Annotated in this window: 18 protein-coding genes and 2 CRISPR repeat arrays; of the genes, 15 read left to right on the top strand and 3 right to left on the bottom strand. The window is 48.2% G+C overall.

Annotated features, from left to right (window positions below):
* Window positions 1-119 precede the first annotated feature (119 nt).
* Window positions 120-518: an IS3 family transposase gene (locus tag V3851_RS17975; RefSeq protein ID WP_331845828.1), complete on the top strand. Its 399-nt coding sequence runs from the start codon at window positions 120-122 to the stop codon at window positions 516-518.
* Between the two features lie 111 nt (window positions 519-629).
* Here the strand turns inward: V3851_RS17975 and V3851_RS17970 are convergent, their stop codons facing one another.
* Window positions 630-1,100 (bottom strand): YbaK/EbsC family protein, encoded by a 471-nt coding sequence (locus V3851_RS17970; protein WP_331847936.1) that lies wholly within the window; start codon window positions 1,098-1,100, stop codon window positions 630-632.
* 217 nt (window positions 1,101-1,317) lie between these two features.
* Here V3851_RS17970 and V3851_RS17965 point away from each other — a divergent pair, with 217 nt between their 5' ends.
* The 11 genes from V3851_RS17965 (at window position 1,318) to V3851_RS17915 (ending at window position 21,408) form a co-directional block, all read left to right on the top strand.
* Window positions 1,318-4,605: an OmpL47-type beta-barrel domain-containing protein gene (locus tag V3851_RS17965; protein ID WP_331847935.1), complete on the top strand. Its 3,288-nt coding sequence runs from the start codon at window positions 1,318-1,320 to the stop codon at window positions 4,603-4,605.
* Window positions 4,606-4,864: 259 nt separating this feature from the next.
* Window positions 4,865-5,902 carry a LacI family DNA-binding transcriptional regulator gene (locus tag V3851_RS17960; RefSeq protein WP_331847934.1) on the top strand — a complete coding sequence of 346 codons (1,038 nt, stop codon included), beginning with the start codon at window positions 4,865-4,867 and terminating at the stop codon, window positions 5,900-5,902.
* A gap of 297 nt (window positions 5,903-6,199) precedes the next feature.
* Window positions 6,200-6,768: a CRISPR direct-repeat array (repeat unit 32 nt; unit sequence GTCGCATCCTTCATGGATGCGTGGATTGAAAG).
* A 355-nt stretch (window positions 6,769-7,123) separates the two neighbouring features.
* Complete coding sequence (gene cas3, locus V3851_RS17955) at window positions 7,124-9,553, top strand: CRISPR-associated helicase Cas3' (RefSeq protein WP_331847933.1); 2,430 nt, start codon at window positions 7,124-7,126, stop codon at window positions 9,551-9,553.
* A 15-nt stretch (window positions 9,554-9,568) separates the two neighbouring features.
* Window positions 9,569-10,288: a type I-C CRISPR-associated protein Cas5c gene (gene cas5c, locus V3851_RS17950; RefSeq protein ID WP_331847932.1), complete on the top strand. Its 720-nt coding sequence runs from the start codon at window positions 9,569-9,571 to the stop codon at window positions 10,286-10,288.
* The gene (gene cas8c / locus V3851_RS17945; RefSeq protein ID WP_331847931.1) at window positions 10,285-12,177 is read left to right on the top strand and encodes a type I-C CRISPR-associated protein Cas8c/Csd1; all 1,893 of its coding nucleotides are present in this window, start codon (window positions 10,285-10,287) and stop codon (window positions 12,175-12,177) included. The genes cas5c and cas8c overlap by 4 nt, the downstream gene beginning before the upstream one ends.
* Before the next feature lie 5 nt (window positions 12,178-12,182).
* Entirely contained in the window at window positions 12,183-13,046 is an 864-nt protein-coding gene (gene cas7c / locus V3851_RS17940; protein WP_331847930.1) for a type I-C CRISPR-associated protein Cas7/Csd2, read from the top strand.
* Window positions 13,036-13,695, top strand: a complete 660-nt coding sequence (gene cas4, locus V3851_RS17935; RefSeq protein WP_331847929.1) for a CRISPR-associated protein Cas4 — start codon at window positions 13,036-13,038, stop codon at window positions 13,693-13,695. Before cas7c ends, cas4 begins: the two co-directional genes overlap by 11 nt.
* The gene (gene cas1c / locus V3851_RS17930) at window positions 13,692-14,723 is read left to right on the top strand and encodes a type I-C CRISPR-associated endonuclease Cas1c (protein WP_331847928.1); all 1,032 of its coding nucleotides are present in this window, start codon (window positions 13,692-13,694) and stop codon (window positions 14,721-14,723) included. Before cas4 ends, cas1c begins: the two co-directional genes overlap by 4 nt.
* 9 nt (window positions 14,724-14,732) lie before the next feature.
* The gene (gene cas2, locus V3851_RS17925) at window positions 14,733-15,023 is read left to right on the top strand and encodes a CRISPR-associated endonuclease Cas2 (protein WP_331847927.1); all 291 of its coding nucleotides are present in this window, start codon (window positions 14,733-14,735) and stop codon (window positions 15,021-15,023) included.
* Between the two features lie 158 nt (window positions 15,024-15,181).
* Window positions 15,182-19,067: a CRISPR direct-repeat array (repeat unit 32 nt; unit sequence GTCGCATCCCTCGCGGATGCGTGGATTGAAAG).
* A 276-nt stretch (window positions 19,068-19,343) separates the two neighbouring features.
* Complete coding sequence (locus V3851_RS17920) at window positions 19,344-20,138, top strand: DNA-binding protein (protein ID WP_331847926.1); 795 nt, start codon at window positions 19,344-19,346, stop codon at window positions 20,136-20,138.
* Window positions 20,139-20,538: 400 nt separating this feature from the next.
* The gene (locus V3851_RS17915) at window positions 20,539-21,408 is read left to right on the top strand and encodes an alpha/beta hydrolase (protein WP_331847925.1); all 870 of its coding nucleotides are present in this window, start codon (window positions 20,539-20,541) and stop codon (window positions 21,406-21,408) included.
* A gap of 55 nt (window positions 21,409-21,463) precedes the next feature.
* On the opposite strand, the gene V3851_RS17910 is transcribed toward V3851_RS17915, so the two are convergent.
* On the bottom strand, window positions 21,464-22,201 hold the full coding sequence (locus V3851_RS17910) for a GTP pyrophosphokinase (protein WP_331847924.1): 738 nt from the start codon (window positions 22,199-22,201) through the stop codon (window positions 21,464-21,466).
* A 146-nt stretch (window positions 22,202-22,347) separates the two neighbouring features.
* Between V3851_RS17910 and V3851_RS17905 the strand changes: the two genes are divergently transcribed.
* The 3 genes from V3851_RS17905 to V3851_RS17895 are packed head-to-tail and all read left to right on the top strand — an operon-like array spanning window position 22,348 to window position 26,140.
* The gene (locus V3851_RS17905) at window positions 22,348-24,306 is read left to right on the top strand and encodes a translation factor GTPase family protein (protein WP_331847923.1); all 1,959 of its coding nucleotides are present in this window, start codon (window positions 22,348-22,350) and stop codon (window positions 24,304-24,306) included.
* 31 nt (window positions 24,307-24,337) lie between these two features.
* Window positions 24,338-25,495: an SEC-C metal-binding domain-containing protein gene (locus V3851_RS17900; protein ID WP_331847922.1), complete on the top strand. Its 1,158-nt coding sequence runs from the start codon at window positions 24,338-24,340 to the stop codon at window positions 25,493-25,495.
* Between the two features lie 21 nt (window positions 25,496-25,516).
* Window positions 25,517-26,140: a class I SAM-dependent methyltransferase gene (locus tag V3851_RS17895; RefSeq protein WP_331847921.1), complete on the top strand. Its 624-nt coding sequence runs from the start codon at window positions 25,517-25,519 to the stop codon at window positions 26,138-26,140.
* Window positions 26,141-26,169: 29 nt separating this feature from the next.
* On the opposite strand, the gene V3851_RS17890 is transcribed toward V3851_RS17895, so the two are convergent.
* Window positions 26,170-26,907: a GNAT family N-acetyltransferase gene (locus V3851_RS17890; RefSeq protein ID WP_331847920.1), complete on the bottom strand. Its 738-nt coding sequence runs from the start codon at window positions 26,905-26,907 to the stop codon at window positions 26,170-26,172.
* Window positions 26,908-26,950 lie beyond the last annotated feature (43 nt).

The following is a 26,950-nucleotide window of genomic DNA, read 5'->3' as shown; positions in this document are numbered from 1 at the left end:
AAAAGCTAGCCATGAAGAAGTTGGAGTACGAAGTTGAGCGGCTGCGAGCGGAGAATGCCTTCTTAAAAAAGTTACAGGAGTTCCAAAGGAGGCGACGCTAAGCCAGCATCGACAGGAGAATGTCTATCTCGAAATACAAGCCGTGCAACAGGCAGAGTCGCTCAGCATACAGCTTCTATGCAAGAACTCTGGAGCTGGCGCAGGAAGCTGCGTCAGGCAGTACGCCCATGCTTCATAGCGACAGAGGTTACCAATATACGTCGATAAGCTTTAAAGAGATGTTGGATAACGCCGACATGAAACAGAGCATGTCTCGAGTTGGTCGTTGCATCGACAATGGACCGATGGAGTCTTTCTGGGGGACGCTAAAATGCGAGAAATATTATTTGCATACCTACCGAACTTTTGAACAGTTAAAGAAAGACATTGAGGACTATATCCACTTCTACAATTACGAACGATTACAGAGAAAACTAAACGGCCTCAGTCCGATGGAATTCAGGACCAAGGCCGCATAGATGATTTTTATTTTTTACACTGTCTACTTGACGGGGTGCAGTTCATCATGGGGCGGTCTGTTTCTTTTACATGGGTCTTTCCAAACAGCTTGTCCTATTCGCGACGGTGCGCTATTCCCACTCTTTGCCGACATCGACCCACTCGCTATATCCGGAATGCTTCTCCAGTTCCGCAAGCGTAAGCTCGATGGCGCTGCTCCGGCTGCCGCAGGCCGGGAATACCGTCTCAAACCTTTTCAGGGATTTATCGAGATAGACCTTGATGCCCTCGTTAATCGCGAAAGGGCAGACGCCTCCGGGCGGATGGCCGATCAGCTCCGTAACTTCATCGCCCTTAAGCATGGCGGCTTTGGAGCCGAAATGCGCCTTGTATTTGGAATTGTCGACTCTGGCGTCGCCGGCCATAACGATGAGAATAGGGGCATCGTTTAGCTTAAAGGACATCGTTTTAGCGATTCTTTGCTCCTCGCAGCCAAGCACCATTGCCGCTTCCTCCACGGTTGCGCTGGATACGGCAAATTCCCTCACCCGATCTTCCATATTCCATTGCCGGAAATAGTTTTTTACGGCTTCGATTGACACAGTGTCACCCTCCTGACTCCTGAACTGTTTGGTATAATTTTTTATCCACTAATGTAATGGTCTCGTTCCTCTCTGTCAATCGTCATATTGCTTGTGCGGCTGTTGTTCACGGAATGGGATTTATACAAAATTTACATAATTCCGGTCTCCCAATAATATTTGCATGGTAGAATAAGGATGTCGTACAAGCTTTTAACATGAAATTGGGAGGGGAATTATGAACAAGTTTGCCGGAATCGGAGCCAAATGGTTAAGGTCTGGAATCGTACTGTCTTTCCTTTTTTCACTGCAATGGGGACTCGCGGGTATTTATCCGCCATCCGCTCATGCCGAAGGGCCGAGCGATCCCGCGCCGTTCATCGCCGCGAAAGTGATCAATGAGAACGCGGGGAAAGCGGTTCTGTTCGACAACACCCACGGGCAGACGGCCGGAGCGGCCGATTGGGTTATTGACGGCGGGTTTTCGGATTTTGGGCAAGCGCTGGCAGGCGAAGGCTACGATGTGACGGAGCTTCGCAAGACGACCCCGATTACTTATAGCGATTTAAGCGATTATGAAGTCTTCGTCATGGCCGAACCGAATATTCCGTTCAAGGCGAGCGAACAGGCGGCAATGAAGCGATATGTGGAGGAAGGCGGCAGCATTTTCTTTATCGGAGATCATTATAATGCCGACCGCAACAAAAACCGCTGGGACGGCTCGGAATCGATCAACGGCTACCGCCGGGGAGCCTGGGAAGATCCGGCGAAGGGAATGAGCGCGGAGGAGCGGAACTCCGCAGCCATGCAGGACGTCGTCAGCTCCGACTGGCTCGCGGATCATTTCGGCGTCAGGTTCCGTTATAATGCGTTAGGCGATATTACCGCCGATCGGATCGTCGCGCCGGAGCAGGCCTTCGGCATTACGGAAGGCGTGTCCGGGGTAGCGATGCATGCCGGTTCGACGCTGGCGATTATCGACCCCACGAAAGCCAAAGGCATCGTCTATGTCCCGGAGACCGATGAAGCTTGGGGGAGCGCGGTCGATCAGGGAGTATATAACGGCGGAGGCATCGCGGAGGGCCCCTATGTGGCCGTATCGAAATTGGGGCTGGGCAAGGCGGCTTTCATCGGAGACTCCTCCCCCGTAGAAGACGCTTCCCCCAAATATTTGCGTGAGGAAACGGGGACGGCAAAAACAACGTATGACGGCTTCGAAGAACAGGATGACGCGGAATTGCTCGTCAATCTGGTGAACTGGCTGGCGACGCAAGAAAATTATACGAGTCTTGATCAGGTACCGGGCCTCCAATTGGACGAGGAGACGGAGCTGTTCGCTTTCGAGGCGCCGGAAGCTTCGACGGAACCGCAGGAGGAGCCGTGGTCGGCTCCGGCGGCAGGCTATAAATGGTGGGATTCGTCAACCTTCAAAGCCGGTTCCTATGGGGGAACGGAGGTTGAGGTTACTTACAGCTTCGTGCACCAAACAACGCTTCCTAACGCGGCGGATTTTCAAATCCGCGTCGTGGCCGATAATCTGCCGGCCAATTCAACCGTATCGGGCTTCAGTACCGGGATCTACCTGACCGGGGGCACGCAAATTGCGAAGATTCAAAACGCGGACGGAACCTGGCCTTCGGCATACGGATACGGGGCGACCTACAGCTTGACCGCAAACAGCCAAGGGCATGCTTATAAAGATCTGACCGTAAGAATCAAGCCGGGAACTGCCGGAACGGCAAATCTTAGACTGAGACTGAACGGTACGAACCTTGTAACCAAAGCGGTGACGATTGGCGACGTTCCGGCGGAGCCGCTTCCGGATGACGGGAACTCCATTCCCGACCCGATTACCGTCGCCGAAGGAAGGAGCAAGCCGGAAGGAAGCCTGGTTACGCTGGAAGGGATTATCACGACCGAACCGGGCGCTTTCGGAGGTCAGGCCTTCTATATGCAGGATGAAACGGGCGGGATTTATGTGTATCAAAGCACCGGCGGTTTTCATCGGGGAGACATGGTCAAAATCACTGCTTCGACCGCACTTTATAATACGGAGCTGGAACTAACAAATATCGTATCGATCGAAAAAACCGGTACGGCTGCGTTGCCCGCACCTAAAGCGGCTGATTCGGTCAATGCCGGCAATCAAGGCCAGCTCATCAAGCTGGGCCAGGCGGCAATCCAAAACATCGTCACCGCGTCCCCTGCGGGTTCATTTGAATTCGATGCTGTGAGCGGCAATATTATCAATCACGTGCGCGTCGATGCCAGAACCGGGTTGACGCTTGCCGATTTTCCTTATGAGGAAGGTCAAAATGTGAATCTACAGGGGATTTCAGCTGTGTTTAAAGGATTGTACCAGTTAAAACCGCGGGGGTTGGACGATATCTCGCCGGCTTCCGTTACCGGGCCTCCGGTAACTAAAGCCGAACTGTCTGAAACACCTAACGAGAACGGCTGGTTCAACCGGAGCGTGGTGCTTACTTTAACGGCATGGGCTCAAGGCTCCGGCGAGGCAGCCACGAAGTACGCCATCAATGACGGGCCGGAAACTGCCTACACTGGGCCGATCACCATTGATTCGGAAGGCTCGAGCAGGGTTCATTATTTTTCCGTCGCTCGCTCCGGCGCGAAGGAAGCGGCAAAGTCGCTTGAAGTGAAGCTGGACCTAACAGCACCGGAAGTCAAATTGACGGAGTCAGGGAATCCGGTCGGAGATGTTTCGGAGCAGGATGTCTTAGAATTTGAACTGACCAGTTCTGATACGGTTTCCGGAATAGCTACGGAAAAGCTATGGCTGGATGGCGGGGAGATCACCAGCGGACAGTCGATTGATGCGGAAGACCTCGGTGCCGGGGAGCATACGGTTAGATATAGGGTAGAAGATTTAGCGGGGAATGTCTCGGAGAATAGCATTGCTTTTCAGGTAGGACAGCAGCTCGCCGAAGGCGCTCCGGGACAGCCGGTGCTGACGGACAATAACGGGCATGATACGGGACTCAGGGATGGAACCTATACGATCACCATGAACATGTGGTGGGGAAATAACGGGACCGAGTTCAGGTTGTATGAGAATGACGAGCTAATCCGGACGGAAAAGTTGCCGGACGCCTCCCCGTCGGCCCAATCGCTGTCAATCGAGATAGCCGGTAAGGACAATGGAACTTATACGTATGTCGGCGAACTCAGCAACTCTAATGGAACGACCGTCTCGGCGCCGCTTGTCGTCGTTGTCGCGGACGCGGCCCCCGGTAAGCCTGATTTGTCCCAGGATAATTGGGACGGGGACGGAAACTACAACATTTCGATGAATCTGTGGTGGGGAAGCAACGGCTCCGAGTACCGGCTCTACGAGAACGGCGAATGGATAGATACGGTTGAGCTTAAGGAAGCGACTCCTCGCGCCCAGCAAGCCGTAACCGAAATAACGGACAGAGATCCGGGGATTTACGAATACCGCGGCGAACTGATCAACGCTTCGGGAGCAACATCAAGCGAGACCATAGAGGTTGTTGTAAAGCAGTGATGCCCCGTGAAGTGAAGCGTCGCTCCAAAACCGGCTCAAGCAAAGGCTTGGGCCGGTTTTTTTGTCGTCTCGAAGCTTTATGAAGCAGGGCGATTTTTGTGGAAGCGTGAATGGGATCGGAAGCATTTTTTTCCTAATTAGTAGAAAATTAAAACTATTTTGGATTATTTCAGGTTCGTGTTATTATGTAACTGAACCTAACATTGGCTAACGAATACATAACCCGCTGACTAAATCTGCTTTCAAGAGAGTTGATTAGATGAAAAGAGTGACGATTCAGGAAATTGCCGAATTTTCCGGGGTTTCGAAGTATGCCGTTTCACGGGCGCTTTCGGGCAAATCGGGGGTGAGCGCGCAGACGAGGGAAATGATTATTAAAGCGGCGGGACAATTGGGATACTTCAAGGAGACCGGAAATCCCTACTCGGCAAGAAACTCGCAGTCCGGTACAGACGAGGAAACGACGCCGCGTTCCGGCGCCATCCTTGTGCTGTTCCCCAATGTCCGGTATCAGAACAAGGATTCCGTATACTGGGGGCCCGTCTTTAACGGGATTTCGTCCCGTTTGAATCAAAGAGGCGCCGACATCTTAACGCTTACAGAACCGTCCAGCGATCATATGTTTTCCCTGCTCAACCCCAAAGCGATTAGCGGAATCATTACGATCGGCTCCGTATCGACGCAAGTTCTGCTCGATATTAAAAGGCTTAACATTCCCGTCGTCATGGTCGATCACCAGGATTTGGCGTTTCACAGCGACACTGTATTTACGGATAACCTTTACTGCATGAGAGAGATGATGATCAAGCTGGTCAGTAAAGGCTTCAAGAATTTTCAGTTTGTAGGCAACATTAACGATGCCCAGAGCTTTTATGAGCGGTGGCTCGGCTTCAGGTCCGTGCTTGTGGACCACAAACTGGAGCAGCAGCAAATTCCCGAGCTGATCGGCCCCGAAATTGAAAATGTGCACATCACCATACCGCGGGTCATCGCCGTCAATGAATTGCCCGAGGTATTTGTCTGCGCCAACGATACGACCGCCATGTTTGTCATTGAGGCTCTTCGCGGACAAGGGATTTCCGTGCCCGAACAGGTTCAGGTCACCGGATTTGACAATACCGACAATACGCAACCCATTCTGGCTACCGTAGACGTAAACAAGGAACTGATCGGCATGCGGGCCGCGGATCAGCTTCTCTGGAGAATGGCCAACCCTCATTCCAACTGCGAGAAGCTGCTGATTCAGGCGCAGGTCATTTTCCGGGATGTAGGCATGTTTAATTCCCAGAAGGAATAGAATAGACCGTGTTAAATGTACAGCCCCGGGGCGATGTTATCATCGTTCGGGGCTTTTAAATATGGAGATTCAGGAGGGGAAGAGGAGCGAGTGTAGAAGATTAATATAAGGCATACGATTTTCTCATACATAAAAAATAAATCTATAAGAAAATAGACATATATTACCAAAGTAAATTAAGAGGATTGCTAGTGCGAATGTAAAGCTCACATAAAAATGCCGGGAGATTCGCACCAAAATTATTGCCAATAGTTCGGTTAAACCCAATTTATTACCACGATTTTATCAAAAATCGGAGTCGCATCCTTCACGGATGCGTGGGTTGAAAGAGCTGTACTCCCAGGGTAATCAATTATTATTCCAAGTCGCATCCTTCACGGATGCGTGGGTTGAAAGGACTACCACCGAAATACGTATACAAATAGTCAACGTCGCATCCTTCATGGATGCGTGGATTGAAAGCCTTGACAGATTTAATAATTCATGATCTAAATAGTCGCATCCTTCATGGATGCGTGGATTGAAAGTAAAATGGTGTTAAATGGTGTAAGGGGGTGTAAACCGTCGCATCCTTCATGGATGCGTGGATTGAAAGAACTCATTCCCGGGCGTGGCCGCACATGTGACCGGTCGCATCCTTCATGGATGCGTGGATTGAAAGCTTACTTGTCTGCCGAAGCAAATTTACTCTCTCTTGGATGTCGCATCCTTCATGGATGCGTGGATTGAAAGCTTACTCCAAAGAAGAACAACTAGGCCGTAGAAAGGTCGCATCCTTCATGGATGCGTGGATTGAAAGGTGAGTCCCTATGTAATCGGTATTGCTGAATCCCTGTCGCATCCTTCACGGATGCGTTGATTGAAAGCATTGATGCTGGCATTATTCGTTCGGGTATTGTCGGTCCCATCCTTCACGGATGCGTGATTGAAATGGAAGAACTGCAGTGAGGAACTGGAGAGAGGCGTCACATCCTTCACCTAAGGCCTTCTCCTATCCTCATTTCAAAACTATTTATCTCCTTCTCGTCACATTTATCCAAAAAAACTAAAATTTCTTCTGTGCTTTAGAAGGGGATTTATTTAATATTGTCGAATTATGTTTGCAATAGGGAAGTATTGTAAAGTGGAATTAAAACAACGATCACAACTCACTAGAATCGATTAAGGCATCAAGGATTTTGCAGACGAGAATCGGTTTCATATTTCGAAAGGAGAAGAAATATGAATTCTATTGCTCATATCCGCGAAAGCGATCATCGAGTGCAAACTGTGGAGGAACATCTGCTGGGCGTGAAAGAATTAGCGGAATCATTTGGTACGAAGATCGGCGTCAAGCATATTGCCGGACTGGCTGGTATGCTCCATGACATGGGAAAGTATAGCGATGAATTCAGAGAATACATCTTGGAAGCCGTTAAAAACCCGGAAGCCCCGCCAAGAAGGGGGAGCGTTGATCATTCCACAGCGGGTGGCAGGCTCTTGTATGACTTTTTTCATACCGAAAAAATTGACAGGTATAAAGGGCTATTGGCGGAGGTTGTTGGAAATGCAATTATATCGCACCACTCTTATCTCCAAGATTTTTTGAGTCCCGAATTAGAGTCAAACTATTTGCAGCGAGTACGAGATAAATGCTTACCGGAATTTGCATGGACGAAGCAGAATTTCTTCGAACATATTATGAGTGAAATAGACTTCCAATTATATGTGGATAAGGCTGCTGCCGAATTGAAGGCTTATTTGGAAAACGGCTCTACCGCTAGCCCCGAAACCAAGTTCATGTTCTTGACCAAGTTTATCTTCAGCACCCTTATTGATGCGGATCGAACGAATACCCGGTTATTTGAGGAAAATAATGTTGATGAAGCCCCGCAGGATTGGACGAACCTCTTTGCCTCTTACTACGATAAACTCTTGACCAAGATTAATTCATTTCAAGATCAGATTCATTCCCATTCGCCTATAAATTTGCTGAGATGTCAGATGTCCGAACAATGCGATCATTTTGCCGAAAAACCGCCGGGCATTTATACGCTTTCTATCCCAACGGGCGGAGGTAAAACGCTGGCAAGTTTAAGGTATGCCTTAAAACACGCTACTATCTACCGGAAAAAACACATCATTTATGTCGTTCCTTACACTACCATTATCGAACAGAATGCTGCGGAAGTACGCAAAATCCTCATGGATGATGCCAATATTTTGGAGCATCACTCCAACGTTGTTGAAGATACGGGGGATGACGATGAAGAATTTGATGGCTTGATCAACGTTAAAGAGAAACTGAAGCTAGCTAAAGATAACTGGGATTCGCCGATTATTTTTACTACGATGGTGCAATTTTTGAATGTGTTCTATGCCAAAGGAAGCAGAAATATTCGAAGGCTGCATAATTTAACCGAATCGGTATTAATTTTTGACGAGGTACAAAAGGTCCCGGTTTCTTGCGTTTCATTGTTTAATGAAGCATTGAATTTTCTGCGGGATTTCGGTCGTTCCGATATTGTGCTGTGTACTGCAACGCAGCCAGCCCTCGACTTCGTTGAACATAAGCTAAAAATTAATGCTGATGCTGAAATGATTAGCAATCTGGACCATGTAATTAAAGCATTTAAACGCGTGGAGGTAATAGATCAAGCAACCGGCACGGGAATGAATAATGATGAGCTGTGCGATTTTATAAACGCAAAGATACAAGAGGTTCGGAGTGTTTTAGTGATTCTCAATACGAAGTCCGTCGTGAAAAAGTTATATCAACAATTGAAGGCGGCGGTGACAGAAATTCCTGTTTTTCATTTGAGCACATCCATGTGCCCCGCTCATCGGATTGATCTTTTACAAGAAATAAGGGAGCATCTTAAAAATAACGACAAAATAATTTGCGTTAGCACGCAATTAATCGAAGCAGGAGTAGATGTCAGCTTTGAATGTGTCGTACGATCTTTAGCTGGGCTGGATTCCATTGCACAGGCTGCAGGGAGATGCAATCGGCACGGGGAACAGGAACTGCAACAGGTTTATGTAATTGATCATATAGAGGAAAATTTAAGACATCTAAGGGAAATAAAGATTGGCAAAGAAATCTCAAAGAGAATTTTAATTGATCTCAGGCATGATCGGAACAGTCATGGCGGTCATATTTTATCAGCTCAAGCTATGGACAAATATTTCAAGGAGTTTTATTTCAAATTCAAGGAGGAACTCGACTATCCTATACCGCAATTAGGACCGAAGATGACTCAATTATTGACGGCAAATGTAGTTGATAACTCTTATTTTCAAGCCTATTGTCATAAAAATAAAGACAGGCTTCCATTATTTTTGGCAAATAGTTATCGAACAGCAGCTGAGCATTTCCATGTCATTGAGAATCTAACGACTACGGTAATCGTTCCTTATAAAGAAGAGGGCAAGGACATCATAGCTGAATTGAATGGTGACAGTAAAATTGAAGACCTCACGAGGGTTTTAAGAAGAGCACAGCAGTATACCATCAATTTGTTTAAATACGAACTCGATCAATTGGATCGAAACGGTGGGGTGGAAAGCTGTCTCGATGGAAAAGTTTTGGTACTCAATGAAGGGGCCTACAGCGACGAATTCGGCCTTGATCTTGATAATGATAGCGGGTTTGATTTGAGTATCTATTAGAAAGGAGGTGATTCGATGAGAAATTCAGTTCAATTTGAGGTTTGCGGGGATTACGCTCTGTTCACTGACCCGCTAACAAAATTAGGCGGTGAGAAGCTCTCGTATCAGGTGCCGACATACCAGGCCATTAAGGGGATAGTTGAGAGTATTTATTGGAAGCCCACTATAATTATGATCGTTGATAAAGTGCGAATCATGAATCCCATTCGTATGGAGTCCAAGGGCATCCGGCCAATTGAATACGGTGGAGGGAATACACTAGCTAACTATACGTATTTGAAGGATGTGCGGTATCAGGTAATGGCTCATTTTGAATTCAATATGAATCGACCGGATCTGGCACACGACCGAAACGAACATAAACATCATAATATTTTTATGCGGTGTGTCCAGGCAGGTGGACGCAGAGATATCTTCCTCGGCGCCAGAGAGTGTCAAGGCTATGTAGAGCCGTGCGAATTCGGAAAGGGTGAGGGTTTCTACGATAATTACGGTGACATTCATCTTGGCAATATGGTGCACGGCATCAATTATCCTGATGAAACGGGACGGAATCAATTGGAAGTGCGCCTTTGGAATCCAGTTATGAAAGATGGCATTATCCAATTTATTCGGCCTGAGGAATGTACGCAGATTCGTAAGATTGCCGATATGAAGCCGAAGCATTTTGATGAGAACAATGTTGAATCGGTAGACGATCTGTTTGCCCAGATGGAAGGGGGTGGAAATCATTGAGTTGGCTATTGAATCTATATGAGACCTATGAAGCGAATCTGGATCGGGTCGGTGACATTGAGCAAAAATATAACGGCCAGGAATATACGCTGCTACCCGTTTCCCATACTACTCAAAACGCCCATGTACAGGTTGAAATTACGGAAGACGGTGAGTTTCACTCGGCCACCGTTATAGATAAGAATAATGCAAGTACCTTAATCCCCTGTACGGAAAAATCTTCAAGCCGGGCTGGTTCTGTTATTGCACCATATCCGTTACACGATAAATTGGTCTATGTTGCGGGCGATTTCGCCGAATACACCGGCAAAAAAGAGGATAGTGAATCTTTTCATCAGTATATCAAGCAACTTGAGGAATGGGCGATCTCCCCATATGCAACTTCGAAAGTTCGCAGTATTTTTCACTACTTAAAAAAGGGTCGTCTTATTCGGGATTTAGTAGAACATAAAATTTTAATTGTCGACGTCAATCACCGGCTTATAGAGAAGTGGGATAAAAAATACGAATCGCTGTATTCTGAAAAACCACCCATATTTTCCGCTGTTGCGGGCGGGCAGGAAAGTACGTTTATTCGATTCAATGTCTATTCCCCCAGCGATAAACCAACGGCTGAAGTGTGGAAAGACCGTGAGATGTATGAATCCTTTATCCGTTACTATAAAGAAATGTTGGGCAACGAAGATATTTGCTATGTAACCGGAAAGACGCTGCCAAGTACGGATAAGCATGCTAACAAGATTCGTAATCCCGCAGATAAGGCGAAACTCATTTCGGCAAATGATTCAAGCGGCTTTACATTTCGTGGGCGTTTTACTTCAAGCAATGAGGCCGCCAGTATCAGCTACGAAGTATCCCAGAAGGCACACAATGCCTTGAAATGGCTGATCAACCGCCAAGGGAAAATTGTAGATCAACGAGTATTCCTCATTTGGGGCAACGATGCCCTGTATATTCCGGATCCTAACGAGGACACTTTCGCCATTGATCCAAGACCCTTCGACCCGCTCAAGAAATCTTTTACGAACCAAGAGTTTGCTAAAGAGTTCTCCAAGGCCTTGGACGGATACAAAAATGATCTGTCTACCAAGGCTGATGTAAATATTATGGTTCTTGATTCGGCAACCACGGGACGGATGGCCGTACTTTATTATCGTAACGTGAACAAAAATTTATATCTGGACAAGCTGACAAAATGGCATTCCTCCTGTGTCTGGCTGCATCGATACCGTAAAAGTGAAGACGGAGAATTTGTTCAATTTATGGGAGCTCCGGCTACAAAGGATATTGCTTTTGCGGCGTATGGTCCACGGGCGAACGAGAAAATCGTCAAAGGCCTCATGGAAAGAATGCTTCCGTGCATCGTTGACGAGCGGGATATCCCCCGGGATATCGTGAACAGCGCCATTCACCGGGCATCCAATCCCGTTTCGATGGAGAAGTGGGAATGGGAGAAAACACTTAGCATTACGTGCGCTTTGATTAATAAAGAGGAGGGGTTGCAGTTGGCATTAGATACTGAAACGAGTGACCGAAGTTATTTATTCGGACGATTGTTAGCTGTAGCGGACGTATTGGAAAGACGGGCTTTAGGAGATGAAACCCGCGCGAGTAATGCAATTCGTTACATGAACTCTTTTTCAATGCATCCCGAAAGAACCTGGGTGACGATTCAAAGGAGTTTGCAACCATATCAGGCCCGTTTAGGAACGAAAGCTACTTACTTATCCAAAATGATCGATGAAATTGCTGCAAAATTTAAAATCGATGAATTTAACAATAAACCGTTGTCAGGAAAATATTTATTAGGTTTTTATAGTCAAAGACATGAACTCTATCAAAAGAAAGAAAATAATCATGATGCCGAAAATGCATCTATCGAGGAGTGATCAATATGTCACCATTGAATCATAAGATTGATTTTGCTGTCGTATTGTCCGTAAAGAGTGCAAATCCAAACGGTGACCCGTTAAACGGAAACCGCCCCCGCCAAAATTACGATGGTCATGGCGAAATTTCGGATGTGGCAATTAAACGAAAAATTAGAAACCGGTTGCAAGATATGGGTGAATCGATTTTTGTTCAATCTAATGATCGGAAAGTAGATTCATTTGGCAGTTTAAGAGAGCGTGCCGATGCCAACGCTGAACTGAATAAAATTTTGAAGTCCAAATCGGCTTCGAGCGATGAATTTGCCAGTGTAGCTTGTCGGGAATGGATTGATGTCCGCAGCTTCGGACAAGTCTTCGCATTTAAAAGCTCGGATAAGGGAGCCGGTGTTTCCGTTGGCGTAAGAGGTCCGGTATCGATTCATACGGCTACGAGTGTCGATCCCATTGATATTACAAGCATGCAAATCACGAAAAGCGTTAACTCCGAGCCCGGTAAAGATAGAGGTTCGGATACAATGGGGATGAAGCATCGTGTAGATTTTGGCGTTTATGTTTTTTACGGAAGTATCAATATTCAATTGGCGGAGAAGACAGGATTCACGAATGAAGACGCGGATAAGATTAAACAAGCATTGGTTAGCCTGTTTGAAAATGACTCTTCAGCTGCCAGACCGGAGGGGAGTATGGAGGTCCACAAAGTTTACTGGTGGGAGCATACTTCCAAGTTAGGGCAATATTCTTCTGCCAAAGTTCATCGTTCATTAACAATTAAGTCCCGTGTTGATGAGCCAAAATCCATTGATGATTATTCTTTCGAATTAAGTGAGCTGGAAGGATTGAAGGTCGAGATTATAGATGGTCTTTAATGCTGACGACGATTATTTAATGTTGTCCGGGATACAGCATTTTCAATTTTGCAAGCGGCAGTGGGCTCTGATTCATATTGAGCAACAGTGGGAGGAAAATGTTAAAACTATTGAGGGCCAGTATTTACACCGTAAGGCGGACCAGCCGTTTGTAAGAGAAAAACGCGGTAATAAGCTAATTGTTCGTGCCATGCCGGTAAAATCGGATGAGATGAAAATAACAGGAGTCTGTGATGTTGTTGAGTTCATTAAAGATGAGAACGGCGTAGAAATTAGTGGTGCCGAAGGAAAGTATATTGCTATTCCCGTCGAGTATAAACGAGGAAAACCTAAGTTGGATGATGCGGATTTATTACAATTAACTGCACAAGCCTTATGTCTTGAGGAAATGCTGCTATGTAAAATTAACACTGGCTACATGTTCTATAATGAGATTAAACACCGGGTAGAGGTTCCATTTACCGAAGAGATCAAGCAAAGAGCGAAATTGACCGTTTCGGAAATGCGAGATTATTATCAGCGAAAACATACCCCTAAAGTAAAGGCGGGCCCCTTCTGCAAGAGTTGTTCCCTTCAGTCGATCTGTTTGCCGGAGCTGATGAACAAACGGAGTGTGAAAAGTTACATTGAAGGGAAAATCAGAGAATGAAAAAGTTGCTGAACACACTATTTGTTACACAACCGGATGTTTACTTGTCGTTGGAAGGGGATAATGTTGTCCTTTTAAAGGAACAAGAAAAGTTAGGCAGATTACCGCTTCACAATTTGGAGTCTATTGTTACTTTTGGTTATACAGGAGCAAGCCCAGCATTAATGGGGTATTGTGCGGAACGAAATATCTCCATAGTCTTTTTAACGATGAACGGTAGATTCCTGGCCAGAGTTATTGGATCAAGCAAAGGGAACGTCATTTTGAGAAAGAAACAAAGTATAGTTTCAGAGGACGAGCAGCTATCAGCCAGAATTGCCCGTAATTTTATAATCGGGAAGCTCTATAACCACAAATGGATGCTTGAACGAATGACCAGGGATTACCCGTTACGTATCGATGTTGCCGGGTTTAAGGAAGCATCTCAGCACTTATCCTTAGTTATGGCAGACATAAGAAACTGTGAAGACTTGGAGCGGTTAAGGGGGCTGGAAGGACAAGCTGCGTTAAGTTATAACAAACTGTTTGATCAAATGATATTACAGCAGAAAGAAAGCTTCTCCTTTCGCTCCCGCTCCCGAAGACCTCCCTTGGATCCTGTAAATGCCATGCTCTCCTTGGCTTATACATTATTAGCAAATGACGTGACATCGGCTTTGGAAGGGGTAGGGCTTGACGCGTACATCGGTTTTTTGCATCGAGACCGCCCTGGTCGGGCGTCGCTTGCTTTAGATGTTATGGAGGAGTTGCGCGGTGTGTATGCGGATCGGTTTGTATTGTCGCTGATTAACAAAAGGATGGTTATTCCCGATGATTTCGTTCGAAAAGAGAACGGTGCCGTAATTATGACGGAGGAGGCAAGAAAGAAATTTCTGTCAGCTTGGCAAAACAAGAAGCAAGAGAAGATCTCACATCCCTATTTAGGGGAGAAAATTTCTTGGGGACTAGTACCGCATGTACAGACTTTATTATTGGCACGTTATTTACGTGGAGATTTGGATGAGTACCCTCCATTTTTGTGGAAGTAGGTGTAGCCCTTGCTTGTATTGGTGACATACGACGTGAGCACACTGGATAGTGAAGGACAAAGAAGACTTCGCAACGTATCGAAAATATGCCAGAATTACGGTCAACGCGTCCAAAATTCCGTATTTGAATGTATTGTAGATGCCACGGAATTTACTACGCTTAAACTAAAACTTGCCGATGTAATAGATGAAGATCAAGATAGCCTTAGATTCTATCAACTTGGAAACAACTACAAAAATAAGGTTGAGCATATCGGAGTTAAGGAGTCACTTGATATGGAGGGACCCTTGATCTTTTAGTGCGAACCGCAAGCTCACATGATTTTCCCGGAACATTCGCACCAAGAATTTCTTGATATTTATCCATAATTGTAGGTATATGTATAAAAATGCGGGCTGTAAGTTTGTTTTTTACACTAGAATACCGATTTTTCCGCCTCTTTTGGCCAAAAATCGGAGTCGCATCCCTCGCGGATGCGTGGATTGAAAGATCTAAATTGATTTTTCCGTCTTGATTCATAGACAGTCGCATCCCTCGCGGATGCGTGGATTGAAAGTTCTGTCCGAATTTACCGTACAATGAATTAAGAAAGTCGCATCCCTCGCGGATGCGTGGATTGAAAGTCGAAGTCCTGGACAGTCCCCACAAGATATTAAGTCGCATCCCTCGCGGATGCGTGGATTGAAAGAAATTGCAGCGGATCCACAAGTTGCCGCTTCCTGGTCGCATCCCTCGCGGATGCGTGGATTGAAAGCCTTAGGGAGGGTTAACAGTACCCTTTAAACCATGTCGCATCCCTCGCGGATGCGTGGATTGAAAGACGGTCTACGATAATACGACCGTTTCCGGCAGCCAAGTCGCATCCCTCGCGGATGCGTGGATTGAAAGATCCTCCAAATATGGTCTGTGATACTTTTCTTCCGTCGCATCCCTCGCGGATGCGTGGATTGAAAGTTATCCTAAAACTATAATAGCATGTAATTAATGTCGCATCCCTCGCGGATGCGTGGATTGAAAGACTCAAATAAGAGGATCTGGATGCCTCTCTTACGTCGCATCCCTCGCGGATGCGTGGATTGAAAGTTTACGAAGATGGAGGCATGGCCTATGAGGTTAGTCGCATCCCTCGCGGATGCGTGGATTGAAAGCATCCGAGGTCGATTACCGCTTTCGCAAGCGGAGTCGCATCCCTCGCGGATGCGTGGATTGAAAGGACATCCGGCGATGATGAAGCGGACGCGCGTTCGGGTCGCATCCCTCGCGGATGCGTGGATTGAAAGAGCTTCTTTCCGGTGCCACTCGTAATCAGCGCCGTAGTCGCATCCCTCGCGGATGCGTGGATTGAAAGTTCTGCCGGCTTACGAGCTGCGAGCGGGTTTCCGGTCGCATCCCTCGCGGATGCGTGGATTGAAAGTGGAAGTACATCATCAGGAGCATAGGTTCCGTGCTCGCGTCGCATCCCTCGCGGATGCGTGGATTGAAAGTCGGTAAGCTGCCGTTCTGCTTCAATTGCTCTACGTCGCATCCCTCGCGGATGCGTGGATTGAAAGATTAGGTAGCGGGATCCTCTTGGAACGTCCAATACGTCGCATCCCTCGCGGATGCGTGGATTGAAAGACATAGTTCCATATCCTTGTTCCAGTCTCTAACCGTCGCATCCCTCGCGGATGCGTGGATTGAAAGCATTCACCTTCCGTTGCTTTATCAAGTCGGTCTTTTGTCGCATCCCTCGCGGATGCGTGGATTGAAAGATCTAACACAACTTGCAAATCCTGATTCCCCGAAGTCGCATCCCTCGCGGATGCGTGGATTGAAAGTTATAGTTGAGTCCTAATGCATGACGCATCTTGTCGCATCCCTCGCGGATGCGTGGATTGAAAGCATTCGCGCGAATCTCGTCCGCGTCGATCCGCTCGTCGCATCCCTCGCGGATGCGTGGATTGAAAGCTCGTAGACCTCATCAATCGTGTAACCTTCCGGTGTCGCATCCCTCGCGGATGCGTGGATTGAAAGAGTGATGTGCGCCATACATGCGCCTCTCTTTCGTTGTCGCATCCCTCGCGGATGCGTGGATTGAAAGCGTACTTAAACGTCGAGCGACACGTGCCCGGATTTATGTCGCATCCCTCGCGGATGCGTGGATTGAAAGTTCGGCTAGTTTTTTTCGTTTGCACGCATCAAGGAGTCGCATCCCTCGCGGATGCGTGGATTGAAAGACTTCACCTTTTTGATTCGTCGACATATACGCAATCGTCGCATCCCTCGCGGATGCGTGGATTGAAAGATCAAATGCCGCAATCGGTTCAGGTTCATATTCCCGTCGCATCCCTCGCGGATGCGTGGATTGAAAGTCTTATTAATAGATTGATCGTCCTGGACAATAAGTCGCATCCCTCGCGGATGCGTGGATTGAAAGCACCAGACGTCCTTTAAGTAGGGATCGCCCCCAGTCGCATCCCTCGCGGATGCGTGGATTGAAAGATTATGAGCTTGAAATGTCAATGTATAGGTACTTAGTCGCATCCCTCGCGGATGCGTGGATTGAAAGACGAGATTCTTGCGTATGGTTCCGGTCAGGTAACGTCGCATCCCTCGCGGATGCGTGGATTGAAAGGCGTATGTCGTCAGGAATGCACTGTTCGCTGGCGTCGCATCCCTCGCGGATGCGTGGATTGAAAGAAGCAACATCTTAACAATGTCCGGGGTTTTGTCCGTCGCATCCCTCGCGGATGCGTGGATTGAAAGAGCAGGCAACGGAATAGCCGGAACAACTGTATTATCGTCGCATCCCTCGCGGATGCGTGGATTGAAAGAACTGATGCCTACAAGTATCTCAAAACAGGGCGGCGACGTCGCATCCCTCGCGGATGCGTGGATTGAAAGACAACTACAAAAAGTATGTTGTCGGTGATGAGTAGTCGCATCCCTCGCGGATGCGTGGATTGAAAGGAATTTGATTACAACATTTGTGAGTGACAGTAAGGTCGCATCCCTCGCGGATGCGTGGATTGAAAGATTGTAAATGGCGAGGAAAAAGCTTTAGATGCCGTCGCATCCCTCGCGGATGCGTGGATTGAAAGAATATGTCAGAGTAAACAACCTAAGAGGGGGATAGTCGCATCCCTCGCGGATGCGTGGATTGAAAGCATTCCCATATACTTGCTGTCCACTTCAAACACCGTCGCATCCCTCGCGGATGCGTGGATTGAAAGTTCTGAACCTCTGTTATTAATCCATATCGTTTAGCGTCGCATCCCTCGCGGATGCGTGGATTGAAAGTTTGTCGTACCCGTGCGCCTTTAAAAGATATTCAACGTCGCATCCCTCGCGGATGCGTGGATTGAAAGCAACGTCTGGCAAGTGGGCCGCTATGGACAATACGTCGCATCCCTCGCGGATGCGTGGATTGAAAGTGCGGAAACGGCTCTCTCTCACAAAACGCCACTGTCGCATCCCTCGCGGATGCGTGGATTGAAAGAAGATCGGCTATGCCTGTTTTTATCTCTTGTATCGTCGCATCCCTCGCGGATGCGTGGATTGAAAGCAAAACTTGCCCTCCATTTCTCGCATGGTCTTAGTCGCATCCCTCGCGGATGCGTGGATTGAAAGTTCTATGGCCTCGAGAAAGATGCACGGGATAACGGTCGCATCCCTCGCGGATGCGTGGATTGAAAGCCCCTTGTCTTCCGGCTCCGCGATTTGAACACAGGGTCGCATCCCTCGCGGATGCGTGGATTGAAAGAAGGGCGCTGCAAACTAAGCGCTATTATTCGAAGTCGCATCCCTCGCGGATGCGTGGATTGAAAGTTTCTGCTGAAGGTGATCCTGTAGCTGCCGATCCCGTCGCATCCCTCGCGGATGCGTGGATTGAAAGTTCGAAATGTTGCAGTGTACTCATTGACATGCCAGTCGCATCCCTCGCGGATGCGTGGATTGAAAGAAACGGGTCCGGTTCATTGTTTTGTGGCGGTGATTGAGTCGCATCCCTCGCGGATGCGTGGATTGAAAGCTCCTGTTCGTTGTCCGTGTCCCGTTTTGGGGCAACGTCGCATCCCTCGCGGATGCGTGGATTGAAAGGCAGAAGATGACCCAGCCGCATTCAGGGATTTTGCGTCGCATCCCTCGCGGATGCGTGGATTGAAAGGCATTTGGCCGCGTAATCATCTGGCATGCGCAGCGTCGCATCCCTCGCGGATGCGTGGATTGAAAGAGCAACGCTCGCCGGGCAGTGGATGACGTTTTCGGGTCGCATCCCTCACGGGTGCGAGGATTGAAATTCAGGCAAATAGTAGCTTATTTGTTTGGGACGGCGTCGCATCCCTCGTGGATGCGTGGATTGAAAGGTATTAAGTGGGGTGTTTGGATGATACGGGATAGTCGCATCCCTCGTGGATGCATCAGATGTCCAGAAACCCAAGTCGTAGAGATGCTGGGTTTCTCTATTTTCTTTCTATGGTGCCCAAAAACATTACTTTGGTTTGGGAAGCTTCAGACACAGAAATAACACCACCTATAAAGCGGGTTATGGATACATTTTAATTGACCGAAGGTTATGCGATGACTATAATTGATCCTAATTACATAATATTACAATGTTTGATGAAGATAGGAGGATTAATATGGATGAAGCTGTCGAAGATTTGGACACACTTACCCAGATGATAAAAGTGGCATTCACTTTAAACGGATGGGAGAAGATGATAGAGCTCGCTGAACAACTTTATCGAGTGGCCAAGCGCATATACGATGAACAACAGGGTATGAAAGCAAAGGGAGTAGAGATTCCTCCACTTAAATACAAAAGACCATTGGTCTATTATTTTGGTTACAGTCATCTAATTAAAGGAGAGGCCCTCCAGAAACTCAACCGGTTTGAAGAAGCTCTTGATTATATCGAAAAGTATTCTGATCTAGGTTGGTTCAATGGCCTTGATGAAGAAGGACTTGCAGAAGTTGAATACTATAGAAACATTGCAAAAGGTAATAAAATTACAATAGGAGTTCACCGTGGGGATGTAAGTGCTTTTGTGGGCCTTATTGAATTCCTTCATGACAACCCTGAAGAACTGTTGCCAGGAATTTTAATTTTGTTAGAAGGTGCAAATTTTCACAACCTAAATATTGATCATTACCTTGAAGAGTTTAAGGTCCAGATATCACAATTTGGGGGCTATGAAGAACCTGAAAATAATGCTTACTACGTGTCATTTTTGGATGAATACACTGAATACAATATAAACAAAGGCAGAGGTAATATTGCTATAAGAAAATTATTGGATGGATTGTCGTCATTTGATAGAGTGGGGGATAAAACGGCATTTCATAATTGTATAAGTATATTTAATCGGTATAAGGAATATTTGTCCAAGGAACAACAGCAAGAATACATACAAATTGTTGAATCATTTCAATAATGGAGGGGAAAGCAAATGAAGAAGTTTATTCAATCAGCTATAGTTCTTAGTCTGTTTAGTGTATCTATTGGGATAGGAATAATTACCACATTCGGTTTTGGAGTAAACCATTAAGAAAAAGTTGCTCTAATAGGTTTCAAATTGTAGAGAAACCCACGTCTTGAAACGCCGGGTTTCTCTTTTTTTCGTTACAGTTGCTTTCTGCCGGTTGTTTCGACTCATATAAATAGCACTAAATATCAAAGAATTCGCAGAGAAAGTGACCTTCAAACAGTATAATATATTCAAGAAGAAGTTTAGTACACTCTCGGCGGTGAATCAAACATCTACATTTACTAGACTGCTATTCCATCATCCACTTATAACAGCCTTTAAAATAAAATCAAGCGAGGATCAAACCATGTCCACAATCATAAACTCAAAGGCCAATGAGACTTATCCATTATGGGAAGAAAGGCAAATTCCTTTTTTCAATCAAGCAGCCTTGAACGACGAGAATCGAGACGGGGCGACAATTACGTCCTATTTATTGGAAGACGGGAAAGCGCATGGGGCGGTGCTTGTTTTTCCGGGCGGCGGGTATGTAAAAAGAGTGGTGCACAAAGAAGGCGAGCCGATAGCGAAATTTATCAACTCGCTGGGGCTGCATGCTTTTGTGGTCAATTACAGGGTGCATCCCTACCCGCCGGAAATATCCGTCATCGACGGTAAGCGGGCGGTAAAGTACATAAGACACCATGCCGGGAAGTTCGGGGTGATCAAGGACAAAATCGGCCTGATCGGTTTTTCGGCCGGGGGAAGCGTTGCCTGCCATGTGACGGAGTTCCATGATGTTGCGGATTACGCTCCTTTTGACGCAATCGACCAAGAAAGCGCTCGTCCCGATTGCGGCGCCTTTTGCTATGCCCCCTTAAGCTTTAAGGAGGATAATATTGCCTCGACGGATTATAACCGGATGCGGGAGATGATCCCGGATGAGCGGGTTTTGCGGCAATATCTGGAGAAATATTCGTGCGACAACAATATCCGGGAGGATATGCCGCCTCTGTTTCTGTGGCATACGGTAGACGACGAGCGGGTGCCGGTTACCGCCACGATCGATTTTATCAAGCAGTTAAAGCAAAAAAATCAATCCTTTGAATGCCATCTGTTTCCCGAGGGAGGCCATGGCGCGGGGATCGAGGCTTCGCGTATGGTGCCGGGCATGAGTGAATGGCCGAAGCTGTATCATAAATGGCTGGAGAGAATAGGGATGCTGAACGGAGAATAAGCCATGAAGAAAGCTTCATGGCTCTTGCTTCAGGCTTGAGCCGGAGGGGGAAGCCTTATTCCTCTCCCGACAGCAAGCTGAGCAAATTCTCCGGAATTTTGAATTTTTGGTTGTCGATCAACAACTCAGTTTCGGCCCCTTCCGAATGTTGGGCTTTGATTTCATTCATTTCATGCTGGAGCTGTTCCATTTTCAGATCCAGTTCATAGGCGGTTTCCGCGGCGGTTTTCAAGTCATTGAGCAGCCGCTCGGGAACGGCCTCGTTGCATTTGTAGAAAATTTTATGCTCCAGGCTGGCCCAGAAGTCCATCGCGATTGTACGGATTTGGATTTCGACGCACACGCGCTCCTCTCCGTCCGACATGAATACGGGGACTTCAACCAGGAGGTGCAGACTTTTATAACCGTTCGGTTTCGGGTTTTTAATATAGTCCTTGACGGATAGAATTTTCAAATCGTTTTGGTTTTGCAGCATCTGGCTAATGCGGTAAATATCGGAGATATACGAGCAGGTGATCCGGACTCCGGCGATGTCCCTGACATGGTTTGTGATATCGTCGAACGAGGTCGCCCCGCCTTTGCGGTACAATTTCCTCATAATGCTTTCCGGCGATTTCAATCTGGATTTGGTATGCTCAATCGGGTTATAATCGTGCAGCATCTGGAATTCTTCCTGCAAAATTTCGATTTTCGTCTCCATTTCATGCAGGGCGAATTTATACATCATCATAAAGCGGGTTAATTTTCTTTGGAGAACTCTTACCTGTTCGATCGGGTTGTTTGCTATGCTCATCCTAATCTTCCTTCATGTAAAAAAGTTGTGAAGCAAATGAAACTTCATACCCCCATTATAGCCTATAGTGTATGGCGCTTTCCAATCGGCCGGGAGACAGGCCGTGTTATAATGTAATTATATGTTCGCTTAGCCGGAGGATTTGGATGAATAAAACGATTGGGATATTGGCGCATGTGGATGCCGGGAAGACGACATTTTCGGAACAACTGCTCTATTATACAAAAAGCATCAAGCAGCGGGGCCGGGTCGATCACCGGGATGCGTTTCTCGACAGCCATGAAATCGAGCGGCAGCGGGGAATAACGGTATTCGCCGACCAAGGCAGGTTTACCTATGGAGAGGACAGCTATTTTTTGATCGATACGCCGGGGCATAGCGATTTCTCCCCCGAGATGGAACGGGCGATTCAGGCGATGGATTACGCCATTGTGATCATCAGCGCGGTGGAAGGAATCGAAGGCCAAACCGAAATCGTCTGGGAGCTGTTAAGGAGACATCATATCCCCTGCTTCATTTTTATCAACAAAACGGACCGGACAGGCGCTGATGCGGGGCGGGTGGTGCGGGAAATCCGGCAGCAATTTTCCCCGGAAATCTGCGATATTACCGAAGCTTTGGCCGAGGACGGCGGGATGAGCGGAGAGCTTGCCGAATTCATTGCCGAACGCGACGAGTCGCTCCTGGATTTTTATTTGGACCAGGGATACGAGCGGGACAGATGGCTCGAGACGATGCGTCGCTTAGTCAAGGAGGGCAAGCTGTTTCCGTACGCCTGCGGCTCCGCCCTGCAAGGGATAGGCGTCGAGAGCTTCTTGCATAAACTACATCTGCTTACGGTAACGGATTATTCTTCCGAGGGTCCGTTTTCGGGCCGGATTTACCGCATTCGCCATGACGAGCAAGGGACGAGAGTCACGTTTATCAAGGCGTTGAGCGGTGCGCTCAAAGTGCGGGACAGCCTAGGCTACGGGGATACCGAAGATGCGCCGCCGGAAAAAATCACGCAAATCCGCCTCTATAACGGGCGGGAGTTCAAAACGGCAGACCGGGTTCAGGCGGGCGAGCTGTTTGCGGTAACCGGGTTATCCGCGGCCGCCGTCGGCGACGGGGCGGGAGCGCTGCGGGAAAAGTCGGGATTCGAAACGGTGGCCGCGCTGAAATCGAAGGTTATTTTTGAAGCCGGCGTGAACGTGAAGGAAGCACTGAAGTATTTTAAAATGCTGGATGCCGAAGATCCTTCCCTGAATGTGACCTGGGAGGAGCGGTTGCAGGAAATTCATATTCATGTGATGGGCAAAATCCAGCTTGAGGTGTTGGAGCAGCTCGTCAAAGAGCGGTTCAACCTCAACGTCCGATTTGACCGTCCGGAAATATTGTATAAGGAGACCATCGACACGGAGACGGTCGGCTACGGGCATTTTGAACCGTTGGGGCATTATGCCGAGGTCCATCTCCGGCTGCGGCCGGGGGCGCGGAATTCGGGAATAGTGTTCGAGAACGCCTGCCATGCCGATGATCTGTCCGTCGGCAACCAGAACCTGATCCGCCACCACCTGTTCGAACGGGAGCATCACGGGCTGTTGACCGGCTCGCCGTTAAGCGATGTGGTCGTGACTTTATTAACGGGCAGGGCCCACAATAAACATACGTCGGGCGGAGACTTCAGGGAGGCCACGTGCAGAGCGCTGCGGCAGGGTTTGGAGAAAGCGGCGAACGTCCTCCTGGAGCCGTATTATTCCTTCAAAATCAAAGTGGAGCACGATCAAATCGGCCGCGTTATATCGGATGTCGGCCAGGCGCACGGGAGATATGAAGCCCCGCGCACGGAAGGGGACAAGGCCGTCTTGACCGGAACGGTGCCCGTGGCGACCTTTATGGATTACGGCAGCGAACTCGCTTCGTATACCCAAGGGAAAGGCCTGCTCACCCTGACGCTGGCCGGCTACGACCGCTGCCACAACGAGCGGGAGGTCATCGGCCGGATCGGCTATAATAAGGACGCGGACCCCGAGTATACATCCGCTTCCATATTTTGCGCCAAAGGCCAGGGGTACACGGTGCCTTGGGAAGAAGCGGAAGCACAGATGCACGCACTAAAATAAATCCGGAAACGCAATTTAAAAAGGAGATATTATGATAACCGAATTTGAACAAATGTTGGAACAGACGAATATACAGCATGCTATTGTGGGCGAGGGTTCCCACGGCTTACGCGAAATTTTGGCGGGCCTCACCAAAACGCGGCTCTCTTCGCTCGCCAAGATTTACACGATTCCCGGCAGATCGAAAATGTCGCAGGACGAGCTGGCGAAAGCCGCCTTTGAGCGGATTACGGATCCCGGGCTGCTGGAATCGCTGCTGCCGATCCTGGACCCCGAGGAATGGGCGGTATTCAAAGCCGCGTATGCCGAGCCTTTCATCCAGGATAATCACATGCCTTTCGGGTATTATCACTCGCTGCTGGAGCGCGGCCTGATATTCACCTATTTTCACCAAGGCAAGCTGTATCTCATTATGCCGGACGAAGTCAAAGCGGCGTTCGCGGCAATGAATACGGAAGCATTCAGGGAAGCCCGCCGCAAGCATGCGCTTGTATTGAAATATTTGCTCGCGTTGACCAATTTGTACGGCGTCTACACGCCGGACAAGCTGCTGGACATTTTCAACGGGCAAAACGCAGCCGAGCCGCTAAGCAAAACGGAGCTTGAAGCGTATATCGGCCAGTTCCTGCAAAGGGAGCAAAAATTCGTACTGGAAGAGGAAAGCGGCTATCTGGTGGATTCCGGACTGGCCCATTACGGTAAAGAAGGGGAACTGGAAGCTCTGCTGCAGCAGATTCAGGGCAAGCCGCATTATGTGCCTGATAAGGACGAGCTGCTCAAATACGCGGATGACGGGTATTTTGAATTTACACCGCAGCTTGCCGCCCTCAAAAATTATGTTCTCGAGCATCTGTGCGACGATGTGAACCTGGTCGACGGTCTGGTAGACGATATTCAACTGGGCTGTTCCATGGGGGCACCGCTGGAAGAGCTGTTGGACGAATTCGAAAAACGGGAGATTCTGATCGAAGCGGCTCAGGCCAAACAGGTCATCGGCTTACTCTTCGATGTCAGCAACCATACGAGAATTTGGGCAAACTGCGGACATACCCCGGCTGAGCTGGGCTCCGAAAAGACGATGGATCCGCAAACGGGCGGTAACAATCCGGTGCGCGTGAAAAAGGTCGGACGCAATGAACCTTGCCCGTGCGGCAGCGGCTTGAAGTACAAAAAATGCTGCGGTAAATAAGGCATTCGCTGGGGGAATGAGATGGACATCCAGGAACAAATCAAAAACTGGGAGCGAAAGGAAGGCGTAAGCCTGTTTGACCGGCTCGGCTTGCCGGAGGAGGCGGCGGTTTTGGATTACGGGTGCGGATTCGGACATTACACCTTCGCGCTCTCCCGGGCATTGCACGGGCGGGGAACGGTCTATGCGGTCGATATCAATCCGGCATGCCTGGACAGCGTCAGACAGACGGCGAGTGAGGAACGCCTCGAAAATATTCACGTCCGTCCCGGAAACAGGGACTATACACTGGATTTTTCGGAACGCTGTCTGGATTTGATTTTGTACTACGATATTTTGCATGGAGACGGGCTGCATCGATTTACCTTATACAAAGAGGCGGCAAGGACGTTGAAGAGCGACGGCATCTTGTCGGTGCTGCCCTTTCATTTGACAAGCTTCAGAGATACGGAAAGAGGGAAGCGGTCGTTCACTTACTCTATACTGATTGAGGAAATTGAAAAATTCGGATTCCGGAAAATATCGGGGCCGCCGCTGAAAGGCATTCATTTCGAAAAGGTTCACAGCCCGCATTATATGCGCCAAGGCGGTGTGGAGTTAGGCAGTCTGGAGCGCGGCGAAATTTTGAATTTCGTGAAAAACTGAGTCTCGATACATGATTGGCAAGGGTTGCTTTATTCTTTCACCCTGTACCAATGCCGGTATACTTCCTTATATCCGATTTTCGCATACAACGCCTGCGCGGGAGCATTATTCGCCACTACGGCCAGATAGCTGTGGTTCGCCCCGTTGGCTTTACCCCATTGCAGCAGGTTCAAGATCATCTGCTCGCCGAATCCCCGGTTCCGGTATTCCGCATCCGTCATGATACCGTACAACCCGATATAGTCCCGTTCGACAACTCCCAGTCCGCAGGAGACGATATGCCCGTTATGATATTGCGCCATGTAACCCGCCTTGGTCTTAATATTGGCAAACATCCGCTGCGCCGTAGCGAGCTGAGCCGGGGTCAAACGGCCCATCCGGGCATAGGCGTCAAGCCATTCGCCGCCGGCTTCCCCGGTGATCCGGACATCTTTAAGGCGCGGCTCACTCAGATTATCCAGCGCAAGAGTCTGCATACTGGTCTCGTCGATCAACGAATAGCCTTTCCGTTCCAGAACGGCATCCAGATGTTCAGGCTGTACGAACGGGGTGATTTTGAAGGCGATGCGGATTCCCTGCTCGGCGTATATTTTTTCGCAGGCACCGATCTTGAGCTCCAAGTCCGAGCCGGAACCGTACAAAGGGCTGACCGAGTTGGATCGCTTGGTGTATCCTTCCGCAAACCGCAGCACCCAGCCGTCATATAACAGAGTGGTTAAAGCAGGCCAGTTGTTAAGCGCGAGTTCTTCGATCATTTTGTAGTCCATACGCAATATTGCCTCCAAATCTCACCGACAAGGCCGGGTTAAT

The sequence above is a fragment of the Paenibacillus haidiansis genome (assembly GCF_036553665.1).
Lineage (GTDB): Bacteria > Bacillota > Bacilli > Paenibacillales > Paenibacillaceae > Fontibacillus > Fontibacillus haidiansis.
This window is presented reverse-complemented; position numbering and strand designations above follow the sequence as displayed.

Coding starts and splice junctions, on each gene's coding strand:
- V3851_RS17910 (WP_331847924.1), bottom strand. CDS start 22,201: ATGAGCATAGCAAACAACCCGATCGAACAGGTAAGAGTTCTCCAAAGA.
- V3851_RS17900 (WP_331847922.1), top strand. CDS start 24,338: ATGATAACCGAATTTGAACAAATGTTGGAACAGACGAATATACAGCAT.
- cas5c (WP_331847932.1), top strand. CDS start 9,569: ATGAGAAATTCAGTTCAATTTGAGGTTTGCGGGGATTACGCTCTGTTC.
- cas7c (WP_331847930.1), top strand. CDS start 12,183: ATGTCACCATTGAATCATAAGATTGATTTTGCTGTCGTATTGTCCGTA.
- cas4 (WP_331847929.1), top strand. CDS start 13,036: ATGGTCTTTAATGCTGACGACGATTATTTAATGTTGTCCGGGATACAG.
- V3851_RS17905 (WP_331847923.1), top strand. CDS start 22,348: ATGAATAAAACGATTGGGATATTGGCGCATGTGGATGCCGGGAAGACG.
- V3851_RS17895 (WP_331847921.1), top strand. CDS start 25,517: ATGGACATCCAGGAACAAATCAAAAACTGGGAGCGAAAGGAAGGCGTA.
- cas1c (WP_331847928.1), top strand. CDS start 13,692: ATGAAAAAGTTGCTGAACACACTATTTGTTACACAACCGGATGTTTAC.
- V3851_RS17890 (WP_331847920.1), bottom strand. CDS start 26,907: ATGGACTACAAAATGATCGAAGAACTCGCGCTTAACAACTGGCCTGCT.
- V3851_RS17920 (WP_331847926.1), top strand. CDS start 19,344: ATGGATGAAGCTGTCGAAGATTTGGACACACTTACCCAGATGATAAAA.
- cas3 (WP_331847933.1), top strand. CDS start 7,124: ATGAATTCTATTGCTCATATCCGCGAAAGCGATCATCGAGTGCAAACT.
- V3851_RS17965 (WP_331847935.1), top strand. CDS start 1,318: ATGAACAAGTTTGCCGGAATCGGAGCCAAATGGTTAAGGTCTGGAATC.
- V3851_RS17975 (WP_331845828.1), top strand. CDS start 120: ATGTCTATCTCGAAATACAAGCCGTGCAACAGGCAGAGTCGCTCAGCA.
- V3851_RS17915 (WP_331847925.1), top strand. CDS start 20,539: ATGTCCACAATCATAAACTCAAAGGCCAATGAGACTTATCCATTATGG.
- V3851_RS17960 (WP_331847934.1), top strand. CDS start 4,865: ATGAAAAGAGTGACGATTCAGGAAATTGCCGAATTTTCCGGGGTTTCG.